15 protein-coding genes are annotated in these 24,483 nt (G+C 69.8%); 4 read left to right on the forward strand and 11 right to left on the reverse strand.

Going from position 1 to position 24,483, the window contains the following annotated elements:
• Positions 1–62: 62 nt before the first annotated feature.
• Positions 63–668: a YdbC family protein gene (locus tag ABZY33_RS10260; RefSeq protein ID WP_356491086.1), complete on the reverse strand. Its 606-nt coding sequence runs from the start codon at positions 666–668 to the stop codon at positions 63–65.
• A 225-nt stretch (positions 669–893) separates the two neighbouring features.
• Between ABZY33_RS10260 and ABZY33_RS10265 the strand changes: the two genes are divergently transcribed.
• Positions 894–1,430: a TerD family protein gene (locus tag ABZY33_RS10265; protein ID WP_356491087.1), complete on the forward strand. Its 537-nt coding sequence runs from the start codon at positions 894–896 to the stop codon at positions 1,428–1,430.
• Positions 1,431–1,521: 91 nt separating this feature from the next.
• On the opposite strand, the gene ABZY33_RS10270 is transcribed toward ABZY33_RS10265, so the two are convergent.
• On the reverse strand, positions 1,522–4,428 hold the full coding sequence (locus tag ABZY33_RS10270; RefSeq protein ID WP_356491088.1) for a vitamin B12-dependent ribonucleotide reductase: 2,907 nt from the start codon (positions 4,426–4,428) through the stop codon (positions 1,522–1,524).
• A 140-nt stretch (positions 4,429–4,568) separates the two neighbouring features.
• Positions 4,569–5,114: a transcriptional regulator NrdR gene (gene nrdR, locus ABZY33_RS10275; RefSeq protein ID WP_356491089.1), complete on the reverse strand. Its 546-nt coding sequence runs from the start codon at positions 5,112–5,114 to the stop codon at positions 4,569–4,571.
• Positions 5,115–5,629: 515 nt separating this feature from the next.
• On the opposite strand from nrdR, the gene lexA reads away from it, so the two are divergent.
• Positions 5,630–6,415 carry a transcriptional repressor LexA gene (gene lexA, locus ABZY33_RS10280; protein ID WP_356491090.1) on the forward strand — a complete coding sequence of 262 codons (786 nt, stop codon included), beginning with the start codon at positions 5,630–5,632 and terminating at the stop codon, positions 6,413–6,415.
• Between the two features lie 85 nt (positions 6,416–6,500).
• Here lexA and ABZY33_RS10285 read toward each other — a convergent pair whose 3' ends face one another.
• The 5 genes from ABZY33_RS10285 to ABZY33_RS10305 all read right to left on the reverse strand — a co-directional run bounded on the left by ABZY33_RS10285 (position 6,501) and on the right by ABZY33_RS10305 (position 15,288).
• On the reverse strand, positions 6,501–8,498 hold the full coding sequence (locus tag ABZY33_RS10285; protein ID WP_356491091.1) for an ATP-dependent DNA helicase: 1,998 nt from the start codon (positions 8,496–8,498) through the stop codon (positions 6,501–6,503).
• Between the two features lie 40 nt (positions 8,499–8,538).
• Complete coding sequence (locus ABZY33_RS10290) at positions 8,539–10,578, reverse strand: IucA/IucC family protein (protein ID WP_356491092.1); 2,040 nt, start codon at positions 10,576–10,578, stop codon at positions 8,539–8,541.
• Between the two features lie 57 nt (positions 10,579–10,635).
• On the reverse strand, positions 10,636–11,427 hold the full coding sequence (locus ABZY33_RS10295) for a GNAT family N-acetyltransferase (protein ID WP_356491093.1): 792 nt from the start codon (positions 11,425–11,427) through the stop codon (positions 10,636–10,638).
• 62 nt (positions 11,428–11,489) lie between these two features.
• Positions 11,490–13,349 carry an IucA/IucC family protein gene (locus tag ABZY33_RS10300; RefSeq protein ID WP_356491138.1) on the reverse strand — a complete coding sequence of 620 codons (1,860 nt, stop codon included), beginning with the start codon at positions 13,347–13,349 and terminating at the stop codon, positions 11,490–11,492.
• Between the two features lie 406 nt (positions 13,350–13,755).
• Positions 13,756–15,288, reverse strand: coding sequence for a diaminobutyrate--2-oxoglutarate transaminase family protein (locus tag ABZY33_RS10305; protein ID WP_356491139.1), 1,533 nt, complete (start codon positions 15,286–15,288; stop codon positions 13,756–13,758).
• Between the two features lie 573 nt (positions 15,289–15,861).
• Here ABZY33_RS10305 and ABZY33_RS10310 point away from each other — a divergent pair.
• Both ABZY33_RS10310 and ABZY33_RS10315 read left to right on the forward strand, forming a co-directional pair.
• Positions 15,862–17,085, forward strand: coding sequence for a hypothetical protein (locus tag ABZY33_RS10310; RefSeq protein WP_356491094.1), 1,224 nt, complete (start codon positions 15,862–15,864; stop codon positions 17,083–17,085).
• Between the two features lie 359 nt (positions 17,086–17,444).
• Positions 17,445–18,641: a hypothetical protein gene (locus tag ABZY33_RS10315; protein ID WP_356491095.1), complete on the forward strand. Its 1,197-nt coding sequence runs from the start codon at positions 17,445–17,447 to the stop codon at positions 18,639–18,641.
• A 228-nt stretch (positions 18,642–18,869) separates the two neighbouring features.
• On the opposite strand, the gene hflX is transcribed toward ABZY33_RS10315, so the two are convergent.
• The 3 genes from hflX to ABZY33_RS10330 form a co-directional block, all read right to left on the reverse strand.
• The gene (gene hflX, locus ABZY33_RS10320; protein ID WP_356491096.1) at positions 18,870–20,378 is read right to left on the reverse strand and encodes a GTPase HflX; all 1,509 of its coding nucleotides are present in this window, start codon (positions 20,376–20,378) and stop codon (positions 18,870–18,872) included.
• 297 nt (positions 20,379–20,675) lie between these two features.
• The gene (locus ABZY33_RS10325) at positions 20,676–22,145 is read right to left on the reverse strand and encodes a M1 family metallopeptidase (RefSeq protein ID WP_356491097.1); all 1,470 of its coding nucleotides are present in this window, start codon (positions 22,143–22,145) and stop codon (positions 20,676–20,678) included.
• Between the two features lie 212 nt (positions 22,146–22,357).
• On the reverse strand, positions 22,358–24,481 hold the full coding sequence (locus tag ABZY33_RS10330) for an HD domain-containing protein (RefSeq protein WP_356491098.1): 2,124 nt from the start codon (positions 24,479–24,481) through the stop codon (positions 22,358–22,360).
• Between the last annotated feature and the right edge of the window lie 2 nt (positions 24,482–24,483).

Genomic DNA, 24,483 nt, shown 5'->3' on the forward strand with positions numbered 1-24,483 from the left:
GGCGTACCAGCGGCGAACACGCACGCGTGCCTTACATGTACGCCACACGCGCGTGGCCGCCCTCACACCGTCCAGGCCGGCTCCAGCTGCACGATGTCACCGTCGATGGCCTCGATGTCCGTTTCGGTCTGCGCCCGCAGGGACAGCCGCTCCACCCGGTCGGCCTGGTACTTGCCGCGCTCGGCGGCCGACAGCCACATGGACAGGACCAGGAACTCGTCCTTCGGAGCGGCCGCGAACAGACCCCGGACCATTCCGGGCGAGCCGGCCATCGCGGGGTTCCAGACCTGCCGCTGCATGAGCGTGAAGTGCTCGGCGCGATCGGCACGCACCGTGCAGTGGGCGATCCGCACGACGTCCGTGTCCGTGAACCGCGGCTCGAACCCTGTCTTCAGGTCGAAGACGTGGTCGAAGAGTTTCGCCTGCATCTTCCGGTAGGTCCCGCTCTGACCCGCGGCGAGCCGGTCATGAGCCCGCGCCATGAACGAATCGTAGAAGGCACGGCTCTCCCAGAAGCCGAAGACGTGGGCCACATCGGGTCGTTGTCTGCTCCAGCCCCCGCCCTGCCCCCGGAACCCCGGCTCCCCCAGGAGCCCCGCCCATTTCCGCTGCCCCCGCTCGAACCCCCGACGGTCCACCACAGCGCAGCGAATCCACTTGACCAGCACGGCGCCATCGTACGGCTGGGCGCATGACATGGGACCACTCTCTGGCGCAGTGCACGCATACCGGACCGGCGATGTCGCTTACATGCGGCGCGCGGCCGAACGCAAGACCGAGATCCGTACGCAACCCCCTTGCGGCGCCTCAGTCCCCAGGGAGCGACGCGTGATGTCAGTGGGAGGACGTAGCGTGGGGGTAGTAGCAAATCCGCGCCGTGAAGGGGGAGTTCGGTGAGCAGTCTCCGCAAGGGGATCGAGAAGGTCGAGGTCGGCCTGAAGTGGGACCCGAGCCCGTTGGGTTCGCCACCCCACGACCTGGATCTCGTCGCCGCGCCGTACACGAGCGATGACGCGCACGGCGCTCCGGCCTACCTGGTCCACTTCGACAGCCGCTCCCCCGACGGCACCATCCACCTCGACCGGGACAGCAGAACGGGACAGGGCTTCGGGTTCGACGAGGTGATGATCCTGGAGCTGGAGCGGCTCGCGCCCCAGTACGTGCGGGTGGTCGTGGGCGTGGCCCTCCAGCAGAGCGAGCAACAGCAGGGGCGGGCCACGGTGTTCGGGGACGTGGCCAACACCGCGGTGCGCGTACGGCAGGACTACACCGAGCTGTCGCACCACGACCTGTCGGCCGTGGCCACCAGTTCGGCGGCCACGATCGGGGAGTTCATCCGGGACACCGACGGCGAATGGACGTTCCGTGAGCTGATACGTGGCTTCGACGGTGATCTCACCTCGTTCGCCGCTGTCATGGGCTCTCTGTAGCGAGCGGCCCTGGAGCAGCTCGTCCTGTAGGCGCCTACGCCGAAGGGGCGGCGGGACCGTCATGGTCCCGCCGCCCCTTCAGGTCAGGCGATCAGCTGCAACCGCTGGTCGAGCCGCAGCCCTCGCAGATGTAGCAGGAGCCGGCCCGCTGCATCTTCGTCCCGCAGGAGAAGCAGAGCGGGGCGTCGGCCTGGATGCCCAGCTGCATCTCGACGAGTTCGGCGCTGGTGTGCGCCTGCTGCGGGGCGGCCTGCACGGCGGCGCCCTCGGCCTTCGGGGTCTCGACGACCTTCAGCGACTCGGTCTGCTGCGTCTGCAGAGGCGCCGACTGGGCGAGCCCCTCGACGTCGACCTCGTCCTCGGAGGGCTCGTAGGAGCCCGTCTCCAGGTGGCGCTGACGCTCCTCGGCGGAGTGGATGCCCAGCGCGGAGCGCGTCTCGAAGGGCAGGAAGTCGAGCGCCAGGCGGCGGAAGATGTAGTCGACGATCGACTGCGCCATCCGCACGTCCGGGTCGTCCGTCATGCCGGCCGGCTCGAAGCGCATGTTGGTGAACTTCGAGACGTACGTCTCCAGCGGCACGCCGTACTGCAGACCCACGGAGACGGCGATGGAGAAGGCGTCCATCATGCCCGCAAGGGTGGAGCCCTGCTTGGACATCTTCAGGAAGACCTCACCGAGACCGTCGTCCGGGTAGGAGTTGGCGGTCATGTAGCCCTCGGCGCCGCCCACCGTGAAGGAGGTGGTGATGCCGGGACGGCCCTTGGGGAGGCGCTTGCGGACGGGACGGTACTCGACGACCTTCTCGACGGCCTTGCGGATCTCCGCCTCGGTCTTCTCCGTCACCGCGACCTTCTCCTTCTCCTTGGTCTTCGCGGAGAGGGGCTGGCCGACCTTGCAGTTGTCGCGGTAGATGGCGAGCGCCTTGACGCCCATCTTCCAGGCCTCGAAGTAGACCTCCTCGACGTCCTCGACCGTCGCCGTCTCCGGCAGGTTGACGGTCTTGGAGAGGGCGCCGGAGATCCACGGCTGGATCGCGGCCATCATGCGGACGTGGCCCATCGCGGAGATGGAACGCTCGCCCATGGCGCAGTCGAAGACCTCGTAGTGCTCGGGCTTGAGGCCGGGAGCGTCGATCACATTGCCGTTGTCGGCGATGTGGGCGACGACCGCCTCGATCTGCTCCTCCTGGTAGCCCAGGCGGCGCAGGGCCTGCGGGACGGTGCCGTTGACGATCTGCATCGAGCCGCCGCCGACCAGCTTCTTGAACTTGACCAGGGCGAGGTCGGGCTCGAGGCCGGTGGTGTCACAGGACATCGCGAGACCGATGGTGCCGGTCGGGGCGATGACGGACGCCTGCGAGTTACGGAAACCGTTCTTCTCGCCAAGGCGGACCACGTCCTGCCAGGCCTCCGTGGCGGCGGCCCAGATCGGCGTGTCCAGGTCGTCCATGCGGACGGCCGCGGTGTTGGCGTCGGCGTGCTGCTTCATGACGCGCTGGTGCGGCTGGGCGTTCTTGGCGTAGCCGTCGTACGGGCCGACGACCGCGGCGAGCTCGGCCGAGCGCTTGTACGACGTACCCGTCATCAGCGACGTGATGGAGCCGGCGAGGGCGCGACCGCCGTCGGAGTCGTAGGCGTGACCGGTCGCCATGAGCAGGGCGCCCAGGTTCGCGTAGCCGATGCCGAGCTGACGGAAGGCGCGGGTGTTCTCGCCGATCTTCTCCGTCGGGAAGTCCGCGAAGCAGATCGAGATGTCCATCGCGGTGATGACCAGCTCGACGACCTTGGAGAAGCGGTCGACGTCGAAGGACTGGTGGCCCAGGCCGTCGTCCTTCAGGAACTTCATCAGGTTCAGCGAGGCGAGGTTGCAGGACGTGTTGTCCAGGTGCATGTACTCGCTGCACGGGTTCGAGCCGTTGATGCGGCCGGACTCCGGGCACGTGTGCCACTGATTGATGGTGTCGTCGTACTGGATGCCCGGGTCGGCGCAGGCCCAGGCGGCCTCGGCCATCTTGCGGAAGAGCGACTTGGCGTCGACCTCCTCGATGACCTCGCCGGTCATCCGGGAGGTGAGGCCGAACTTGCCGCCCTCCTCGACCGCCTTCATGAACGTGTCGTTCACCCGGACCGAGTTGTTGGCGTTCTGGTACTGGACGGACGTGATGTCGTCGCCGCCCAGGTCCATGTCGAAGCCCGCGTCACGCAGGGCGCGGATCTTCTCCTCTTCCTTCACCTTGGTCTCGATGAAGCCCTCGATGTCGGGGTGGTCGACGTCGAGGATGACCATCTTGGCCGCGCGGCGCGTGGCGCCGCCCGACTTGATCGTTCCTGCGGAGGCGTCGGCACCGCGCATGAAGGAGACGGGACCCGAGGCGTTGCCGCCCGAGGAGAGGAGCTCCTTGGAGGAGCGGATACGGGAGAGGTTCAGGCCGGCGCCGGAGCCGCCCTTGAAGATCATTCCCTCTTCCTTGTACCAGTCGAGGATCGACTCCATGGAGTCGTCGACGGCCAGGATGAAGCAGGCGGAGACCTGCTGGGGCTGCGGGGTTCCGACGTTGAACCACACCGGCGAGTTGAAGCTGAAGATCTGGTGCAGGAGGGCGTACGCCAGCTCGTGCTCGAAGATCTCGGCGTCGGCGGGCGAAGCGAAGTACCGGTAGTCCTCGCCGGCCTTCCGATACGTCTTCACGATGCGGTCGATGAGCTGCCTGAGGCTCACCTCGCGCTGCGGAGTGCCGACGGCACCCCGGAAGTACTTGCTGGTGACGATGTTGACCGCGTTCACCGACCAGAACTCGGGGAACTCGACGCCACGCTGCTCGAAATTGACCGAGCCGTCGCGCCAATTGGTCATGACGACGTCACGGCGTGCCCATTCCACCTCGTCGTACGGGTGCACGCCGGGAGTGGTGTGGATGCGCTCGATACGCAGACCCTTGCTGGTCTTGGAACCCTTCGTACGGGCACCTCGCGCCGGGCCGCTCGCCGTCTCTGTCATGCCGCCTCCCATATACCGGGCTAAAACGCCCAAAAGTGCCCCGTCATTCCCGTGGCACGGTGTGTGTCTTGTGTTGCGGACGTCGCTCACGCCGCCGCAACAGGTCTGTGGATGCCGCCGTCCGTCCCGTCCGGGTCCGGTCAGTCGGCGGCGTGTGCGGGCACGGGGACCTCCACAGTCCCTCCGGGCCCGCTGTCACTCTCTACGCGCTCGTCGTCGGCGCGCTCCGCCGTCGCCCCGCCGGCCTGTTCCCTCAGCTCGGCGATGGCCGACTCGAAGTCCTCCAGCGAATCGAACGCCCGGTAGACGGACGCGAAGCGCAGGTAGGCGACGAGATCCAGCTCCTGAAGGGGACCGAGCATGGCAAGGCCCACATCATGGGTGGTCAGCTCCGCGCTTCCGGTGGCACGCACCGCTTCCTCGACGCGCTGACCGAGCAGCGCCAGCGCATCCTCGGTCACCGGCCGGCCCTGGCACGCCTTGCGCACTCCGTTGATGACCTTGGTGCGACTGAAGGGCTCGGTGACCCCGCTCCGCTTGATCACCATCAGTGAACAGGTCTCCACCGTCGTGAAGCGACGGGAGCAGTCCGGGCACTGGCGGCGTCGGCGGATCGAGGTGCCGTCGTCGGTGGTGCGGCTGTCGACGACACGACTGTCGGGATGCCTGCAGAAGGGACAATGCATGGTCTCCCAACCCTCCTTCACGGCACGACTCGATAGCCCCAAGAGGCTCTTCCAGCCCCTCGAAGCAGCCCCCAGCATAGGCGATGGCTTCGGCCGTGAGAGACCGGGGACCACTACTTCTGGGCTGCTGATGCAATCCAACCACTACATCTAGGGTTTGGCTGCCTTTGGAGCCCTAGCGCGTGTCGCCGCGTCCGAGTTGTCCCCGCACAGCACGAAAAGCTCAGGAACCACAGCGGTCGGCCGGGGCGGCGCACGCGAGGAGGGGCGGTGCCCGGTCGCGGAAGCGTCGGATGGCAGACTGGAGGCGCCCACGGAGGGGGCCTCGGTCCCGGCGGAGAAGCGTACCGGATTGAACCGAATTGTCGCTCCCAGCGGTCGCCAGCCATACACCTAGGCACATGATCACGACAAGTAATCTACGGTTTTTCACTCGAACGTGTGTTTGGCGCAACCTTTCGAAAGGAACTACCGTTGGCTAGCTAGGGAGACATTCTCGAGAGGGGCCGACCGACGTGACCACCACCGCAGACAGCGCCACCATCACTGCCCAGGGCCGCGCCCCTGGCCGACTCGAGCCGGTGCATGCCATGACTGACGCGACCATGAGCCAGGAGGGCCCCAAGCCGGGCCGCTCCCTGCCCGGACGGCCTCCGGGGATCCGCGCGGACAGCTCGGGCCTCACCGACCGCCAGCGTCGGGTGATCGAGGTGATCCGGGACTCGGTGCAGCGTCGTGGGTACCCGCCGTCGATGCGGGAGATCGGCCAGGCGGTGGGCCTCTCCAGCACGTCTTCGGTCGCCCACCAGCTGATGGCTCTCGAGCGCAAGGGTTTCCTGCGGCGTGACCCCCACCGGCCGCGCGCCTACGAGGTCCGGGGCTCGGACCAGCCGAGCACGCAGCCCACGGACACGACGGGCAAGCCGGCCGCTTCGTATGTGCCCCTGGTCGGTCGCATCGCCGCAGGTGGGCCGATTCTCGCCGAGGAGTCGGTCGAGGATGTCTTCCCGCTCCCCCGGCAGCTGGTGGGCGACGGTGAGCTGTTCGTCCTGAAGGTCGTCGGCGACTCGATGATCGAGGCCGCCATCTGTGACGGCGACTGGGTCACGGTCCGCCGCCAGCCCGTCGCGGAGAACGGCGACATCGTCGCGGCGATGCTCGACGGCGAGGCCACCGTCAAGCGCTTCAAGCGCGAGGACGGGCACGTGTGGCTCCTCCCCCACAACTCCGCGTACCAGCCGATCCCGGGTGACGAGGCGACGATCCTCGGCAAGGTGGTGGCCGTGCTGCGCCGGGTGTGACCCTCCCTGACCGGGCCCCGGAACCAACTGCGCCGGTTCCGGGGCCCTGTGCTGTCCACGCCCAGCCCCGGGCCGCCGATCCGGGCTACTCCTCCTCGGCCTTCGCCGTCGCGTCGATGGCGGCGAGCGAGCGCCGCGCCTGATTGCGGTCCGTCGTGTACCAGAAGTCCGGCATCGAGGCCCGCAGGTAGCTGCCGTATCGCGCCGTCGCCAGGCGGGGGTCGAGGACGGCGACGACACCCCGGTCCCCGGACGCGCGGACGAGACGGCCCGCACCCTGTGCCATGAGCAGCGCCGCGTGGGTCGCGGCCACCGCCATGAAACCGTTGCCCCCCGCTTCCTCTACGGCCTTCTGGCGGGCGCTCATCAGCGGATCGTCGGGCCGGGGGAACGGGATCTTGTCCATGACGACCAGTTGACAGCCCGTGCCCGGAACATCCACGCCCTGCCACAGCGAGAGCGTGCCGAACAGGCAGGTCTTCGGATCCGCGGCGAAGTTCTTGATCAGCTCGCCGAGCGTGTCCTCGCCCTGGAGCAGGATCGGGAACTCGGGGATGCGCGTGCGCAGCTCCTCCGCCGCCGCCTGAGCGGCGCGCATCGAGGAGAAGAGGCCCAGCGTCCGTCCGCCGGCCGCCTGCACCAGCTCCGTCAGCTCGTCCATCATGTCGGTCCGCGTGCCCTCGCGGGCGGGACGGGCCAGGTGCTTGGCGACGTAGAGGATGCCCTGCTTCGGGTAGTCGAACGGCGATCCGACGTCGAGGCCCTGCCATTCCGGCATGTCGTCGCCGTGCATGCCTTCGGGGGCGAGGCCCAGGGACGCCCCCACTCCGTTGAAGTCACCGCCGAGCTTCAAGGTCGCCGACGTGAGCGTCACGGAGCGATCGGTGAAGAGCTTCTCCCGGAGCAGGCCCGACACGGACATCGGCGCCACCCGCAGGGACGCCCCGCTCTGGCGGTAGGTGGAACCGGCACGGGGCTCGTGACGCTCGTACCAGACGACGTCCCATTCCGAGCCGTTCGTGATCCGCTCCGCGACATCGTGCACGTTCTCCACGGAGGCGAGGGCCTGCTTGCGTACGGCGTCCTCGTCCTGGACGGACTTGTCCCGCGTCGAGCCGATGGCCGTGATCACCGTCCGTGTGGCGTCACGCAAGGCCATCAGCGCATACCCGAGGTCTTCGGGGATCTCCTCGAGGCGGCCGGGCAGGGCCAACTCCATGAGCCTCTCGAAACCCTCGGCAGCGGTCTGGAGCTGGTCCGCCACTTTCTCGTTCACCAGCTTGGCGGCCCGGCGCACCGCACGGTTCACCTGACCGGGAGTGAGCTCGCCGGTCGCCACTCCGGTCACCCTGGACACCAGCTCATGCGCCTCGTCCACGATCAGCACCTCGTGCTGCGGCAGGACCGGCGCGCCCTCGATGGCGTCGATCGCGAGCAACGCGTGGTTGGTGACGATGACGTCGGACAGCTTCGCCCGCTCCCGGGACATCTCGGCGAAGCATTCCTGCCCGTACGCGCATTTCGACGCGCCCAGGCACTCACGGGACGACACCGAGACCTGGGACCAGGCCCGGTCCGAGACGCCGGGGGTGAGATCGTCCCGGTCGCCCGTCTCCGTCTCGTCCGCCCAGTCCCGCATACGCAGCAGGTCCTGCCCCAGTTTGCCGGTCGGCGCGGCGGCCTCGAACTGGTCGAAGAGACCCTCTTCCTCGTCCTGCGGAACCCCTTCGTGCAGGCGGTGCAGGCACAGATAGTTCGAGCGGCCCTTGAGCATGGCGAAGGTGGGGCGGCGGCGCAGCAGCGGGTGCAGGGCCTCGACGGTGCGCGGCAGGTCCCGCTCGACGAGCTGACGCTGCAGGGCGAGGGTGGCCGTCGCCACCACGACGCGCTCCCCGTGGGCCAGGGCCGGAACCAGATAACCGAGGGACTTTCCGGTGCCGGTGCCCGCTTGGACAAGCAGATGGGAGCCGTCGTCGATCGCCTTGGCGACGGTCTCGGCCATGGCCACCTGGCCAGGGCGCTCCGTGCCGCCGACAGCGGTGACGGCGGCGTGCAGGAGCTCGGGGAGTGAGGGCTTCGTCATAGCTCGACCACCCTAAACGGCGGCACTGACAATCCCGCGATCACAGTTGGTGCAGGGGGTTGGCGACGGTGCCGTGCACGGCGGCGTGCGGGCGGTGCGCGCGGTCGCGGTAGCCGTCGAGGTGGAGACGGTTGCGGTTGAGACACAGGCGCTCGATCCGCGGGGTGAGGAGGTCGAACATCTCGTACCGCTCCTTCAGCTCCGGGAACCGGGCGTGGTGGCGCAGGATCTCGGCGCGCACGAGTGACCAGAATTCCGCCTCCGGGACACGGAGTTGTGCTTCACACAGGGGCGCCAGATACCGGAAGACGCCTACGAAAAGCCCGGAATGGATGAATTGCGTGAGGAAGTCGGGGCTCTCCGTGAGCAGGACGTCGCGTACGTCCTGCGGCATGGAGTCGTGCTCCGGGAGGGGCGTGGAGCTGACGTTGACGTCGTCCACGAAGTCCTTGACGGCGAGGCGCACGGGTACGTCCTGCTCGTCGAAGACCACGATGGCGTTCTCCCCGTGGGGCGAGAAGACGGTTCCGTAGCGGTAGAGGAAGCGCAGCAAAGGAGGCAGCAGGGCGGCGAAGAGCCGGCGCAGCCAGGTCTTCGCGTCGAGTCCCGAGCGCGTGACCAGTTCCGCCGTGAACGCTCGTCCATGAGGGTCCACGAGTAACAAGGAAGCGAGGGTGCGGGCACGCTCTCCGGGTGCGAGGTACCGCACGACCGGTTCCCGCCAGATGGCTCCGAGCAATTCCTTGTACTGGTAGGGAACTTCGTCGAGACCGCTGTACATGGGGTGCTGCACCGCCACGGAAGCCACCTCACCCAGCAGGATGACCCCGCACTCGTCCCTGAGAAAGCCGTCACCGTCACGCAATGCGTGCATCCATGTCGTCACGGCGGGAGCCGCAAGGGTGCGCTCCGTAGGTAGGCCGCGCCACACAAGGGTGTTGAGGACCGACAGAGGCAGCTTGACCGTGTGCCGCGCAGGGTGGCTGGTGTTGAGGAAGGTGCGGATCGACTGCTGGGGCAGTCGCAGATCGCCGTCGGTGGGAAGCGGGACGATGGCGTTCGTGGCGACGGACTGCGCGAAGAGCGGGAGGACGATGTCGTCCCACTGCCACGGGTGCACCGGCAGGTAGAGGTACGCGGCCGGGTCCAGCCCTTTCGCGCGCAGGCACTCGGCGAACAACTGCCGGGCGGGCACGTCCAGCTCTCGGGAGTAGAGGGAGTCGGCGGTCTCCAGCCCTGCCGCCCCGCGGTAGGTGGCGAGGCTGGTGTGCACGGCGATCCAGGGGAGGCTGGTGGGGCGTCGAGCCTCCGGGGCCCAGCGGGAGGCGTCGGTCGCGGAGAAGCCGAGCCGCCCTTTGTTGAGGACGATCCACGGGTGGCCGGTCTGGTGGCCTTCGAGCTCCGCGTATCCGAGATCGGCGAGCTGCGGGGCGCTCAGCGCGGTGTGATCGAGGTGGGCGTCGGCAGCGAGGGTGACGGAGAGCTCGCGGATGAGGTGGCCGAAGGTGGTGCCGTCGAGGCCGATGAGGTGCTTGGTGCGCAGGAGAAAGGCGAGCGGGTCGGTGAACGGCTCGGGGGTCTGTATCGATCCCGTCTCGTCCCCCGCGGCGATCGGTCCCGGCGCCCACTCGATGCTGTCCGGGTCCACCTGCCAGCTGCCGTACGCGCCACGGCGGGCGTAGAAATGGAGTTGTCCGCCGGAGGAGTCGGCGGCATGGCGGTGGTCCGGTTCGCCGGTCCGGCCGCCGTCGTGCCCGTGGTCCTGGCCGCCGCCCGACGATTCCGTCCGGCCGCCACCGCTGGCGGGACCGCCGGTCCCGACGTCCTCCCCTTTTTCCTGACTCGGGACGATCAAGGTGTAGGGGCGTCGGCCCGGTGCCGTGACCGCGGCTGCGTCATGCCCGACGGGCAGCGGCCGGAGGATCTCCTCGTACGCGAATTCCCCGATCAATTTGGCCAGCAGGCGTGATCCCGCCCGGTCCCAGTTCTCGCGCGTCAGCTCGGGTGGGTCGTACAGCACGGGCGGCTCTGCCGGATGCGGGACGCCGGACGGATTCGGCACGACGGGTGGGTTCGGCACGGGGACTCCTCGCGAGGGAACCGGATCGGGTCGAGCGGTGTACTACGAGTGACCGGCTCAGAGCACGGCGCGCAGGGCACGGTCACGGACCATGAGCGCGGCCCGCTTGTCGGGGAGGTCCACCTCGGCGGCGAAGCGGAAGCCGGCGCTCAGGAAAGCGGAGACGGAGGGGGTATTACGCATGTCTGGTTCGGCGATGACACGTGCGCACCTCGGGCGGTGGTCCAGTACGAGGTCCGCGACTGCTCGGAGCAGGGTGGTTCCGAGTCCGTGGCCTCGATGGGCGACGCCACCGATGAGGAGGTGGATACCGGTGTCGTGCGGGCGGGCGGGGTAGTGCCGGGCCAGCGGGTCGAGGTCGGCGCGGTAGATCTCCCAGTAGCTCATCGGCGTGCCGCCCAGCACGCCGAGGCAGGGCACACTGCGCCCGTCACCGTCGAGCTGGGGGGTCAGGTGGTCCGCGGTGACCGTCTCGGGACCCGCGAGTTCCCAGAAGGCGGCCACGGCGGGGTCGTTCATCCATCGGCTGAGGAGCTTGAGGTCGCGCTCGATACGGACCGGGACGAGTTGGAACACGCCTGCTGGGGTGGTGGCGGGCCCCCATCCCCCGACGTGATCGAGCAGATCGTCCTTGGGTGTGCTTGCGGGGACGGGCGTGCTCCGCCGCTCACCGTCCGCCCCTTCGGCGGGCCGCGTTCCGTCCTGCTCGGCGATGAACGCGACCAGTTCCTCGGAAAGGCGCAGATCCAGGGTGTCCTGGCAGTCCGGGTCGTCCGCAGGGGCTGCGGATTGCTCCGGGGCGGTGACGGGGGTGGTATCGGCGTCGGTGCTCGCTTCGGCGGAAGGCACGGCGACGCTCCTCTCAGGCAGGGGACGTGGTGCGGGATGTGGTCCTCGGGTTGTCGGGGTGTTCAGACATGAAGGGGGTTGGTGAGGGTGACGTAGACGGATTGCGTGTCGACCGGGCCCACGAGTTCGTCGAGTCCGTGCAGGCGAGTGAGGAGGTTGGCTTTGCATTGCAGCGTGGGTGAGTCGAGCAGCCGCTGCGGCAGAGGGCTGCGCAGCTTCCTGGCGCCGGTCGCGACCTCGGCGAGGAAGCGACGGAACGCCGCGAGCAACACCTTCTCGTCGGCGAGCTGTTGCGAGCCGAAGGCTCCGATGAGACCGAAGACGTTGTTGATGGCGAGGTAGTAGGCGAACCGCTCGTCGGTGACGTCGTCGGCGACGAACGTGTCGCTGTGCACGCCGATGCCGGGCAGCCGCTGGTCGAGTTCGGCGCGACGGGACTCGCGGAAGTAGTAGCCCTGGTTGTCGCGGTAGCGCCCGCCTGCGGGCCAGCCCTCGGCATTGAGGAGAAGGAGGGTGTTCTGCTGGTGCGCCTCCAGGGCGACGCCTGCTTCGCTGTCGAGCCAGAGCACGGGGCGCACCACGTGTTCGAGGTAGCGCAGGAACCACTCGGTGGCCACGGCTCCGCGGGGGCGTCCGATGCGGGTCGCCAGGCGGGTGACGGTCTCGGCGAGCCGGGAGGTCATGGGGGTGTGGTCCGGGTGGGCGCCCGGGTCGTGCGGGGGCCGGGGCGAGACGAGGCCGGCGAGGCAGGTGACGTCGGAGTCGGGCCCGAAGGGGTTGTTGCGGATCATGACGTCCAGGCCGGGGACGGGTTCACCGGACGGAGCGTCGACCGCGAGCCAGGCCGGGTCGCGGACGATGTCGAAGGAGGGGTGTGCGGCGTGCCACTGCTCGGCGAGGCCGTTGCGCAGCAGTCGATGGACTTCGACGCCTCGGTGGAGTTCCTTGCGGAGGTTCTCCCGGCGGGAGTTGGTGATCCGCAGGCCGAGGGAGAGTTTCAGCATCGCCGGCGAGCCGGGCCGGTAGACGGTACGGACAGAGGAGGTGGGGAACCAGGGGTCGCCCAGCGGGCCGAGCTCACGGAGGAGGCCGTCGTCCAGGAGCGCGGCGGTGCCCGGGCGGTGCTTCAGTTCGCGGAGCTGCCAGGGGTGCAGGGGCAGGGCGGCAAAGCCTTCGGGCAGCCGCAGGTCTGGGCCGGCGAGTTGCGCGGTGAGGCGGGTGGCGGGGACGGTCCGGCCGCGTTCCGTCCAGGCCGAATCGTGGGCGAGGACGTCGGGTGCGACGGCGATCCACTGCAGCGTGAAGGAGCCGCGCAGCTCCGGCGAGTAGAGGCGGCTTTCGGCCTCGGAGAGGCCCTCGCGACTCTTCGGGGTCGGGTGCAGGGGGTGTCCGAGCAGCAGGGACTGTTCACCGGCGAGGAAGCGGTCGGGGCTGTCGATGCGATGACGGCGACGGTCCGCGATGAACTCGGCCGTGCGGCGGACGGAGTCGGCGACGCGGCCGACCAGGTCGCCACCGTCGCCGGAGGGGGCGGCGGCGGTGGGGCTGAGCGTCGCTGCGGTGAGAGGGCTCGACGCGATCCGCGTGTCGTCGTCGCGGGGGGCCGCCTCCTGGGTGGCGGCGGGGGCCGATTCGCGGCTCAGGAGCGCGGCGAGGGTCACCGCGTCGAGGCAGGGGGCGCCCTGGGGGCCGTCCTCCAGGTAGGGCAGGCCGAAGCGGTGCCAGCCGGTGAGTGACCAGTAGTGGACAGGGACGAGGAGCGCGGTGCCGCTCGCGGGTAGCGAGATGCGGAGGGCACCGACGGGAGGAGGAGTGATGTTGTTCTCGCGTACCCAGCAGCGGAGCATGTTCTCGACGGCCGCGACTTGGGCCGAGGTCAGGGGGTCGGGGTGGGCGAGGAGCTCGGCGGGAGACGGGCGCAGACGTTCGGCCTCTTGGACGCCGTCCTTCTGCCGGGGGACCGTTTCACGCTCCGGCTCGCACGGGGTCTGCGTGTCACAGGCTTCTCCGAGGAGGGGACGGGGACGACCCTCGGATGCGGGAGTGGCGTTCAAGAGTGCTTCCTTGCGTGAGGTGGGGGGCTCCGTGAGGCGGTGGTCCGGCCGATCCGGCTGCCGCGGCCGGCACCGGGGCAGGGCGTGGCTCCGGATGCTGGTACGGCTGTGGCTCATCTGGTTGATCTCCGTGACAGAGGGAGCGCCGCACGGTGCCTGTGGCCTTCGTCGTACGAGGTGGGGAGCCACAGGGGAGAGCCACCGGTCCCCTCGTGTCGTACGGCGGGGGCGCGTACCGGTCGGAGCGGCGCCACGGAAACACATCAGAGACGTGCTAGGGACGGGACCGGGCGACGGCGGCGATGGCGTCCGCGAGCCGGTCGACGATGGCCGCGGCCTGTTCATCGGTGATGGTGAGAGGGGGAAGGAGGCGTACGACGCTGGAGTGGCGGCCGCCGAGTTCGACGATCAACCCCCGGTCCAGGCAGGCGTCGCGCACGGCCACGGCCAGGTCGGGCGCGGCGGGGAGCGGCGTGCTCAGCGGCTCACCCAGGAGGGGGTCGGACGAGAAGTCCGGGACAGCGGTGCCGCCGGCGCCGTCAGCGGTATGCGCGGCGGAACGGGAGTGGTCGGTGTGCATCGAGCCGGCCGCGTCCACGCGGCCGGCCCCTCCCCCGCTGACCTCGTGATGGACTCCCAGCCCGTTGGTTCCGTGTGCGCCTTCCGGGTCCACGAGTTCGACGCCGATTATCAATCCACGGCCTCGTACGTCGCCGATGCAGGGGAATTCCTTCGCGAGGGACTGGAGTTGGCCGATCATGCGGGCGCCGAGGTCGGCGGCGCGTTGGGCGAGACCGTTCTCCCGCACGTAGGCAAGGGTCGCGGTGCCGGCCGCCATGGCGAGCTGGTTGCCGCGGAAGGTGCCCGCGTGGGCGCCGGGCCCCCAGACGTCGAGGTCGTCGCGGTAGACGATCACGGCGAGCGGCAGGCTGCCGCCGATCGCCTTGGAGAGGACCATCACATCCGGTACGACACCGCTGTGGTCGACGGCCCAGAAGGCCCCGGTCCTGCCGACGCCGGTCTGCACCTCGTCGGCGATGAGCGGGATCGAACGGGCTGCGGTGATCGCCCGCATCCGGCGCAGCCAGCCGTCGGGGGCCGGGTGGACGCCGCCCTCGCCCTGCACCGGTTCGAGGATCATGCCGGCGGGGCTCGGCACCCCCGATTTCGTGTCGTCGAGGAGCGTTTCGGTCCAGCGGGCTCCGAGTTCGGCTCCCCGCGGGCCGCCGATACCGAAGGGGCAGCGGTAGTCCTGCGGATACGGGAGGCGGGCGACCCGTACGTCCTGTGCGCCGCCCGATGCTTCCAGGGCACCGGCTGTCATTCCGTGGTACGCGCCGGTGAAGGCGAGGACGCCGGGGCGGCCGGTGGCGGTGCGGACCAGTTTCAGGGCGGCTTCGACGGCGTCCGTTCCGGCCGGTCCGCAGAACTGGATGCGGGCCCGGTCGGCGAGGGCGGGCGGCAGCGTGCGGAACAGCTCGGTCGTGAAGGCGTCCTTGACGGGTGTGGCCAGGTCGAGGACGTGCAGCGGCGCACCCGAGTCGAGCACCTTGCGGATGGCTTCGAGCACCACGGGGTGGTTGTGGCCGAGCGCGAGGGTGCCTGCGCCGGAGAGACAGTCCAGATATCGGCGGCCGTCGGCTCCTTCGATGGTGAGGCCGCGGGCCCGCACCGGCACGATCGGCAGAGCGCGCGCGTAGGTGCGCGCTGCCGACTCCCGCGCCGACTGGCGGCGCAGGATCCCTTCGTACGCGGTGCTGTCGTGTGCGGGGGCCGCGTGCCCCTTCCCCTCGCCGGGGGCGGGCATCTTCCCGCCGTCGGGAGTGGGCGCCGCCCCGTCGTCTGGGGTGGGCACCGTCATGGGCGCAGGGTCGGTCACGGCCACGGTTGCTGGTCCTCCCGCTGGAAATACGGCCGACTGGTCGGGTCGACCCACCGGTGGGCGGGGCAGGTTGGCGGGTACAGCATCGAAGGACCGCCCTGGCGGCACACCAGGACGGTTCGAGGGCTGAGCGCCGACTGCGAATCCCCCGTAGGCCCTAACGACGAGGAGGCGAGAGGAACACGGGCCGTCCGCAGACTCGTGACGAGACCTACGCCACAGCTCACCTCCAGGCCGGCCGCGCAGGCTGGTCACTGCGGTGCCGTGCCACCACCTGGCGCGCCCCGCATGCGAGCGCCATGGGCGGGGCCGACGGAGCTGCTGGGGCTGGTGAGGCTGGCGGGTTCAAGATCTCTCCGTGACGGAACCGTTGCGGTTCCGTAGGTCGTCCCCGACGGCACCGGCATAGTGTGGGGTGCCGTTCGGGGGGCCGGAACCGCACGTCCGCCGCACCTGTTCGGCAGCGCACTGATCTCGAAGCCCAGGGGGATTCACACCATGCGACCCATACGCCCGCTGTTCGCCGTCGGCCGCACCAGGAGCGTGCGCGGCAGAACGTCCCCCGTGGCGGCGGCCGTTGCGCTCGGCGCGGCGCTCGCTCTCACCGCCACCGCGTGCGGCCCGTCCGAGGATGACGCGAGCGACAAGGCGTCGTCCTCGGCGACGGCGGGCGACGGCTCGTTCAAGATCCCGCAGAACATCAAGGACAAGCTCCGGGAACACGGGATCGATCCGGACAGGTGGAAGAACGGCGAGTGGAAGAACTGGGACCGGGACAAGTGGCTGCGTGAGGCGCACGACTTCGTCAACCCGATCATCGACGGTCTGTGGGACTCGGACCGGATGCGCGACGCCGACAAGAACCCCGGCGGCGAGGTCGACGAGAACGACATCTCCGGGGACCAGGGCGTGACCGACCCGACGCCGCGGCCGGTGGAGGCGGTGGCCGCCGCGAGCCCGTACCACGACAGCGCGCCGTACGCAGGCAAGCTGTTCTTCGACGGGCCGGAGGGGTCGATGGTCTGTTCGGCCACCGTGGTCTCCGACCCTGCCCACCCGGGCAAGTCCGACATGATCTGGACGGCCGGGCACTGTGTGCACGCGGGCAAGAAGGGCGGCTGGTACCGCAACATCGCGTTCGTTCCCTCGTACAACAACGCGGGCAAGAGCGCCGCGGAGCTGCAAGGAGCGCCCAAGGACGAAGTCGCTCCGTTCGGTGTGTGGTGGGGTGACTGGGCGCAGACCTCCGACCAGTGGATCGCGGGGGGCGGGCCGACCGGTGGTGCGGGCGCGCCGTACGACTTCGCCGTCATTCATGTGACGCCGGAGAAGGGTGGCTCGGCCAAGTCGCTGGAGGAGACGGTGGGTTCGTCGCTGCCGGTGAACTTCAACACGCCGACGGTGTCGAAGATCTCCCAGCTGACGGCGAAGGGGTACCCGGCGGCGCCGCCGTTCGACGGCCAGAAGCTGTTCCAGTGCGCGGACAAGCCGGGCCGTCTGTCGCTGACGTCGACGGACCCGACGATGTACCGGGTCGGCTGCACGATGACCGGGGGTTCGTCCGGTGGTGGCTGGGTCGGACAGGGTTCCGACGGCAAGCCGGCGCTGGTGTCCAACACATCGATCGGCCCGGTGACCGCGGGTTGGCTCGCCGGTCCGCGGCTGGGCAAGGAAGCCAAGGGGATCTACGACGCCGTGAGCAAGAAGTTCGCCGGCCAGTGATCCAGGGCCGGGGCGGCGCCGTTCAGCTCGTCGCTCCGGCTCGGGCCGGCTCATCAGTGTGCGGGCCGGCGGTCTAGCAGCCGTCGGTACGTGGTGATCGTTGCTTCCGTCGCTGATGCCGTCGTCCGGGGCTCGTCGACGAGCCCCGGACAAGCCGTGGCGGGGTGTCGAAACCTTCACCGCCCCGCCGCCGTTCGTCCGCAATCCCACAGGCATAGTGGGGTGCTGTGTCGAGAGGGGTACGCGCGGTCGCCCGCCCACCCATCAATGACACGATCATGCCAGTTATCGCGCCGCGCCGTGGTGTTGACGCGCCACGGGCACTTCGCGCGCCGTTTTACTCCGGGGGTACTCGCACCATGCGTTCCATACGTCCGTCCGCCACCCGTGGCCGGGGGCGGCGCTCCACTCTCGCCGCCACGGGGCTCGCCGCCGTGCTGACGCTCACCGCCACCGCATGCAAAGACGGGGAGGACAGCGCCTCGGCGCAGCCGGCCTCGGCCTCGGCGCAGGGGTCGAAGGGCGGTGCCACGTTGCCGGCCGACATCGCCGACAAGCTGAAGAAGCACGGCATCGACCCCGACAAGTGGGAGAACGGCGCCTGGAAGAACTGGGACAAGGACGACTGGCTGCGCGAGGCCAAGGATTTCGTCAACCCGGTCATCGAGGGGTTGTGGAAGCCCGAGCGGATGAAGTCCGCCAAGGAGCCGAAGAAGACCATCGCGGCGAAGGACGCACGGAACGACCAGGGCGTGACCGACCCGGAGCCCGCGCCGGTGCCCGCGCAGGCCGAGAAGACGCCGTACCACCAGAACGCGGCACCGGTCGGCAAGGTCTTCTTCGACTCCCCCGAGGGTTCGATGGTCTGTTCCGGCACCGTTGTGAAGGACCCGCGTAACCCGGGCAGGTCGAACCTCGTGTGGACCGCGGGCCACTGTGTGCACGCGGGGTCGGGTGGCGGCTGGTACCGCAACATCGCCTTCGTGCCCTCCTACAACGACCAGGGCAGGTCGGCGGACGCGCTGCGCAACGCGTCGCAGTCGGAGATCGCCCCGTACGGCACCTACTGGGCGGACTGGGCCTCTACCTCGAACGAGTGGATCAACCAGGGGGCGGAGTCCGGTGGCGCCGGTGCGCCGTACGACTTCGCCGTGCTGCACGTGAAGCCGGAGCAAGGCACCAAGTCGCTTGAGGAGACGGTCGGCAACGCGCTGGACGTTGACTTCTCGGCGCCTTCGGTGCAGTCGGTCGGTTCGATGGGCGCGTGGGGCTACCCGGCCGCTCCGCCGTTCGACGGGCTGCTCATGAACAAGTGCCTCGACCGGCCCGGGCGGCTCTCGCTGAACTCGACCGACCCGACCATGTACCGGATCGGCTGCACGATGACGGGCGGGTCGTCGGGTGGCGGCTGGTTCCGCGTCCGGGGCGGCAAGACTGTCCTGGTCTCCAACACCTCGATCGGTCCGGCCGGTAACACCTGGCTCGCGGGCCCGCAGTTGGGCCGGGAGGCCGAGCAGGTCTTCGACATGATGAGCGAGAAGTACGGCAGCCAGTAGGGCGGTGGGGGCGGCCGGCAACCAGACCGGTGGCGGTCGGCCGAGCACCGGCTGCCCTGTGGAGCAGCGGCCGGCAAGCAGCCGTCACGCGATGAGAACGCAGCCGTCGCCGGAGTGTTCGAGAAGGCGAAGGAGCCCCGCCCGGGTCGGCCCGGGCGGGGCTCCTTCATCTGGCATCACGTGGTACCGCTCGACCTGGGGTGCGAGTCACAACCCCGTACGGTCGGTTCAGCTCGCGGCAGCCGCCGGGAGGTACGGCGCGAACTCCGCCGCGAGTTCCTCGTGGACCCGCGCCTTAAGGAGCGTGCCCTCCGGGGTGTGCTCCTCGGAGAGCACCTCGCCGTCGGTGTGCGCCCGCGCGACCAGCCGGCCCTGCGTGTACGGAACGAGCGCCTCGATCTCGGCCTTGGGCCGCGGCAGTTCGGCATCGATGAGCGCGAGCAGCTCCTCGATTCCCGCACCCGTACGGGCGGAGATGGCGATCGCGTGCTTCTCCTGGCGCATCAGCCGCTGGAGGACCAGCGGATCGGCTGCGTCCGCCTTGTTGATCACCACGATCTCGGGGACCTCGGTGGCCCCGACGTCGCGGATGACCTCGCGCACGGCGGCGAGCTGCTCCTCGGGTACCGGGTGCGAGCCGTCGACCACGTGCAGGATCAGGTCGGAGTCGCCGACCTCTTCCATCGTGGAGCGGAACGCCTCGACGAGGTGGTGCGGCAGGTGCCGGACGAATCCGACGGTGTCGGCCAGCGTGTACAGCCGGCCGCTCGGCGTCTCGGCCCGGCGCACGGTCGGGTCGAGGGTGGCGAACAGCGCGTTCTCCACCAGGACGCCCGCGCCCGTGAGGCGGTTGAGCAGGGACGACTTGCCCGCGTTCGTGTAGCCGGCGATGGCGACCGAGGGCACCTTGTTCCGTCGGCGCTCCTGGCGCTTGATCTCGCGGCCCGTCTTCATCTCCGCGATCTCACGGCGCATCTTCGCCATCTTCTCGCGGATCCGGCGCCGGTCGGTCTCGATCTTGGTCTCACCGGGACCACGTGTGGCCATGCCACCGCCGGAGCCGGAGGAGCCACCGCCACCCATCTGCCGGGAGAGCGACTGACCCCAGCCGCGCAGCCGCGGCAGCATGTACTGCATCTGCGCGAGCGCGACCTGCGCCTTGCCCTCTCGGGACTTGGCGTGCTGGGCGAAGATGTCGAGGATGAGGGCGGTCCGGTCGACCACCTTCACCTTGACGACGTCTTCGAGGTGGATGAGCTGGCCGGGACTGAGCTCACCGTCGCACACGACGGTGTCGGCTCCGGTCTCGAGGACGACGTCCCGCAGCTCCTGGGCCTTGCCCGAGCCGATGTACGTCGCCGCGTCGGGCTTGTCCCGGCGCTGGATGACGCCGTCGAGCACGAGCGCGCCCGCGGTCTCGGCGAGGGCGGCCAGCTCCGCGAGGGAGTTCTCCGCGTCGTCGACCGTGCCCGACGTCCAGACACCGACGAGGACCACGCGCTCCAGGCGGAGCTGTCGGTACTCGACCTCGGTGACGTCCTCGAGCTCGGTGGACAGACCCGCCACGCGGCGCAGAGCCGCGCGCTCGGAGCGGTCGAACTGATCGCCGTCCCGCGCTGTGTCGATCTCATGGCTCCAGGCGACGTCCTCTTCCATCAGGGCATCGGCCCGAAGACCTTCGGGGTGGTTCAGCGCGAAGCTCTGCGCGTCCTGGGAAGGGGAAGAAGAGGAGGTCATTGGATCCTTACGTCGCTGGGATGAGGTCCGTGTGACGGACGTCTCGCCCGTCATCACTGACAACGCTCGACACCGCCCGGGGATTCCCGGACAAGCCGATCAGGAGCGATCGGAGTGGCTCGCGCCGTCGCTGAACGATGTTCGCACGGGACGGCCCGTCTCGTCATCCGAGTTATGTCCCGTGACTGCGGGGCCCAAGCCTCATGGACCGAGGTTCCTCAGGCTCGGGCTTGATCGGCCCGGCCCGCCCGCCTCACACCGGCCGGGCAGCCGGCCCCGCGGCCTGCCCGGCCTGCCTCACCGCCCGCCCTGCTTCTGTACCGGCTTGGACTTCCAGTCCGGGTGCCCCGGCATCGGCGGCGTCTTCTTCCCGTACAGCCAGCCCTGGAAGAAGCCGGTCAGGTCGCGTCCGGCGACGTCCGAGGCCAGGCTGACGAAGTCGGCGGTCGTGGCCGTGGAGTCACGGTGGGTGCTCACCCACCGCCGCTCCACCTGCTCGAAGGCGTCCTTGCCGACCTCCTGGCGCAGGGCGAACAGGACCAGGGCGCTGCCGTCGTAGACCACCGGCCGGAAGATGCTGATCTTCTCGCCCTGCTCAGGGCCCTTGGGCCGGGCCGGCGGCCCGCCGGCCGCGCGCCATCCGTCGGAGGCGAGGTAGGCGTTGCGCATCCGCTTCTCCATAGGAGCGTGCGCCTTCTCCTCGGTGTACAGGGCCTCGTACCAGGTGGCATGGCCTTCGTTGAGCCACAGGTCGGACCAGGTGCGGGGGCTGACGCTGTCGCCGAACCACTGGTGCGCGAGTTCGTGGACCATGATCGATTCGACGTACCACTTCGGGTACTCGGGACGCGTGAAGACCTCCCGCTCGAACAGGGAGAGCGTCTGCGTCTCCAGCTCGAAGCCGGTGCTGGCCTCGGCCATGAGCAGGCCGTAGTTCTCGAAGGGGTAGCGGCCTACTTTGCCTTCCATCCAGGCGATCTGGCCAGGCGTCCTGGCGAGCCAGGGTTGCAGGGCTTTGGTGTCCTTGGCGGGGACGACATCACGCACCGGCAGCCCGTGGGGTCCCTTGCGGTGCAGGACGGCGGAGCGGCCGATGGAGACCTGCGCCAGTTCCGTGGCCATGGGGTGGGCGGTGCGGTAGACCCAGCTGGTGGTGGGGCCGGAGCGCTTCGTCGCTACAGGGAGCCCGTTGGCCACCGCCTGGAGGTCCTTCGGAGCGGTCACCCGGAAGGTGAAGTAGGCCTTGTCCGAGGGGTGGTCGTTGCTGGGGAACACCCGGTGCGCGGCGTCCGCCTGGTTCGCCATGGCGAGCCCGTCCTTGGTGCGGATCCACCCGATGTCCTGCTTACCGGGGCGCGGGTCGCTGGTGTGCCGCACGGTGATGTGCAGCGGCTCGCCCGGCACGACCGGCTGCGTGGGCGTCACGATCAGGTCTTCGTCACTGGTCGCGAAGCGGGCGGGGGCTCCGTTGACCTCCACCGCGCGCACCGTGCCGTGCGAGAAGTCGAGGTTGACCCGCTCCAGCAGGTCGGTCGCTCGGGCGTCGATCTTGGTCACGGCGTCGAGCGGCTTGTTGTGGTCGCCTCCGTAGGTGAAGGCGATGTCGTACGACCTGACGTCGTACCCGGGGTTGCCCAGGTGCGGGAAGAGGCGGTCACCGATGCCGAGCGGGGTGACGGACTGCGGCGCGGCCGCCGCGAGGATGGCGACGGAGGCACCCGCGGCGAGGAGCGCGGCGGTGCGGGGCGTTCGGGAGCTGAGCAGCATGAACTACCGCTATCAGCGGCCCGCCGTGCGGCGGGGGCGGTACACGCCGCTCCCACCCGAACGAGGCCCCCTGTGGCCCCAGGCGGACTCCCGCCGGAAAGACCCCAGCGCGTCGGCGCCGGCGCTCCCCCGCGTCCGGACGGCTCGCGCGGCCGGCCACCCACGCTGTCGACGCCAGGCGCCTCGATGTGCCGGAACGCAAGCAGGCGGCACTAGACCGCGCCGCTCGCCGCGTGCTGCGCGCGTCCGACGTCGTACACCCCCGGCACGTTCCGCATCGCCCGCATCAGGCCGGGGAGGTGGGCGGCGTCTGGGAGTTGCAGCGTGTAGGTGTGCCGGACGCCGCCCTGGGTGGGCGGTTCGACGGTCGCCGAGATGATGGCGACACCCTCCAGCGCTATGGCTTCCGTGAGGTCCGCGAGGAGGTGCGGGCGGCTGAACGACTCGGCGGTGAGCGTCACCCGGTACTCGGCGGCGTCCGCGTCCGCCCAGCGCACCGGCACCTCGGCGCGGCCGTCGCCCTTCATGCGGGCCACGCCGGGACAGGCGACGCGGTGCACGGTGACGACGCCGCCGCGGACGGCGAAGGCCGTGATCTCGTCGGGCGGCACGGGCGTACAGCAGCCCGCCAGACGCACGGTGGCGCCCGGCTGGTCCACCACGGCGTTGGCGGTGGCCGGGCGCGCGGAGGGCCCGCTGTAGGGCGCGCGCGGGGCCGCTTCCGGGGTGCTCGGGCCCTCCGGGTGGGCGGTCAGCCACCGGCGGATCGCGATGCGGGCGGCGGGCGTACGGGCGTGGTCGAGCCAGTCGCGGGACGGTTCGGAGGCGGCGGCGCCCTCCATCCGGTCCATCAGGAGCTGCACCGTGTCGCCGTCGACGAGGACCGTGCCGAGCGTGGCCAGGCGGCCGTTGACCCGCGCGCCGATGCAGGCGTGGGCGTCCTCGCCGTACTGGGCGTAGGCGGCGTCCACGCAACTGGCGCCCGCGGGCAGGCCGATGGTGCCGCCGTCCGGCCGGAAGACGGTGATCTCGCGGTCCTGGGCCAGGTCCTCGCGGAGCGTCGACCAGAACATGTCGGCGTCGGGCGCGGACTGCTGCCAGTCGAGGAGGCGGGAGAGCCAGCCGGGGCGGGTGGGGTCGGCCCGCTCACCGACCGTGTCCAGGTGCTCTTCGCCGGACGGCGTGTACGGATTGCCGAGGGCGACGACGCCGGCCTCCGCCACCTTGTGCATCTGGTGCGTACGGATGAGGACTTCGGCGACTTCGCCGTCCCCGCGGGTGACGGCCGTGTGCAGCGACTGGTAGAGGTTGAACTTCGGCACGGCGATGAAGTCCTTGAACTCCGAGACCACCGGCGTGAAACAGGTGTGCAGCTCACCGAGGACGCCGTAACAGTCAGCGTCCTCCGCGACGAGGACAAGGAGGCGGCCGAAGTCGGTGCCGCGCAGCTCACCGCGTTTGCGGCGGACCCGGTGGACGGAGACGAAGTGCCGGGGCCGGATGAGGACTTCGGCACTCAGACCCGCCTCGCGGAGCACACCGCGCACTTCTTCGGCGATCGCGGCCAGGGGGTCGTCCTCGCGCGCCGCGTTGGCCGCCATCAGGGTGTGCGTCTCCGCGTACTCCTCAGGGTGGAGGATCGCGAAGACAAGGTCTTCGAGTTCGGTCTTCAGCGCCTGGACGCCGAGGCGCTCGGCGAGCGGGATGAGGACGTCGCGGGTGACCTTGGCGATCCGTTCCTGCTTCTCCTGGCGCATGACGCCGAGGGTGCGCATGTTGTGCAGGCGGTCGGCGAGCTTGATGGACATGACGCGTACGTCGTTGCCGGTGGCGACGAGCATCTTGCGGAAGGTCTCGGGTTCGGCTGCCGCGCCGTAGTCGACCTTCTCCAGTTTGGTGACGCCGTCGACGAGATAGGCGACCTCCTCGCCGAACTCGGTGCGCACTTGGTCGAGCGTCACGTCCGTGTCCTCGACCGTGTCGTGGAGCAAGGAGGCGGTCAGGGTGGTGTTCTCCGCGCCCAGCTCGGCGAGGATCAGCGTCACCGCGAGCGGATGTGTGATGTACGGCTCACCGCTCTTGCGCATCTGGCCGCGGTGCGAGGACTCGGCCAGGACGTAGGCGCGGCGCAGCGGGTCGAGATCGGCGTCAGGGTAGTGGGCGCGGTGCGCCTCGACCACGTGTCCGATCGCGTCGGGAAGGCGGCCGCGGGCGGTGGGGCCGAGGAGTGCGGCGCGGCCGAGTCGTCGCAGGTCGATCCGGGGGCGGCCACGCCTGCGGTGTGCTCCGGGCGTGATCGGCCCTGGGGTGGCGGGGTTGGTCGCCTCCGCGCTCATGA

The organism is Streptomyces sp. NPDC006552 (assembly GCF_040611655.1).
GTDB lineage: Bacteria > Actinomycetota > Actinomycetes > Streptomycetales > Streptomycetaceae > Streptomyces.

Bases quoted from the DNA above. Each gene is read 5' to 3' on its own strand.
- ABZY33_RS10270 (WP_356491088.1), bottom strand. From the start codon at position 4,428: ATGACAGAGACGGCGAGCGGCCCGGCGCGAGGTGCCCGTACGAAGGGT.
- nrdR (WP_356491089.1), bottom strand. From the start codon at position 5,114: ATGCATTGTCCCTTCTGCAGGCATCCCGACAGTCGTGTCGTCGACAGC.
- ABZY33_RS10285 (WP_356491091.1), bottom strand. From the start codon at position 8,498: ATGACGAAGCCCTCACTCCCCGAGCTCCTGCACGCCGCCGTCACCGCT.
- ABZY33_RS10305 (WP_356491139.1), bottom strand. From the start codon at position 15,288: ATGCCCGCCCCCGGCGAGGGGAAGGGGCACGCGGCCCCCGCACACGAC.
- ABZY33_RS10310 (WP_356491094.1), top strand. From the start codon at position 15,862: ATGCGACCCATACGCCCGCTGTTCGCCGTCGGCCGCACCAGGAGCGTG.
- ABZY33_RS10315 (WP_356491095.1), top strand. From the start codon at position 17,445: ATGCGTTCCATACGTCCGTCCGCCACCCGTGGCCGGGGGCGGCGCTCC.
- hflX (WP_356491096.1), bottom strand. From the start codon at position 20,378: ATGACCTCCTCTTCTTCCCCTTCCCAGGACGCGCAGAGCTTCGCGCTG.
- ABZY33_RS10325 (WP_356491097.1), bottom strand. From the start codon at position 22,145: ATGCTGCTCAGCTCCCGAACGCCCCGCACCGCCGCGCTCCTCGCCGCG.
- ABZY33_RS10330 (WP_356491098.1), bottom strand. From the start codon at position 24,481: ATGAGCGCGGAGGCGACCAACCCCGCCACCCCAGGGCCGATCACGCCC.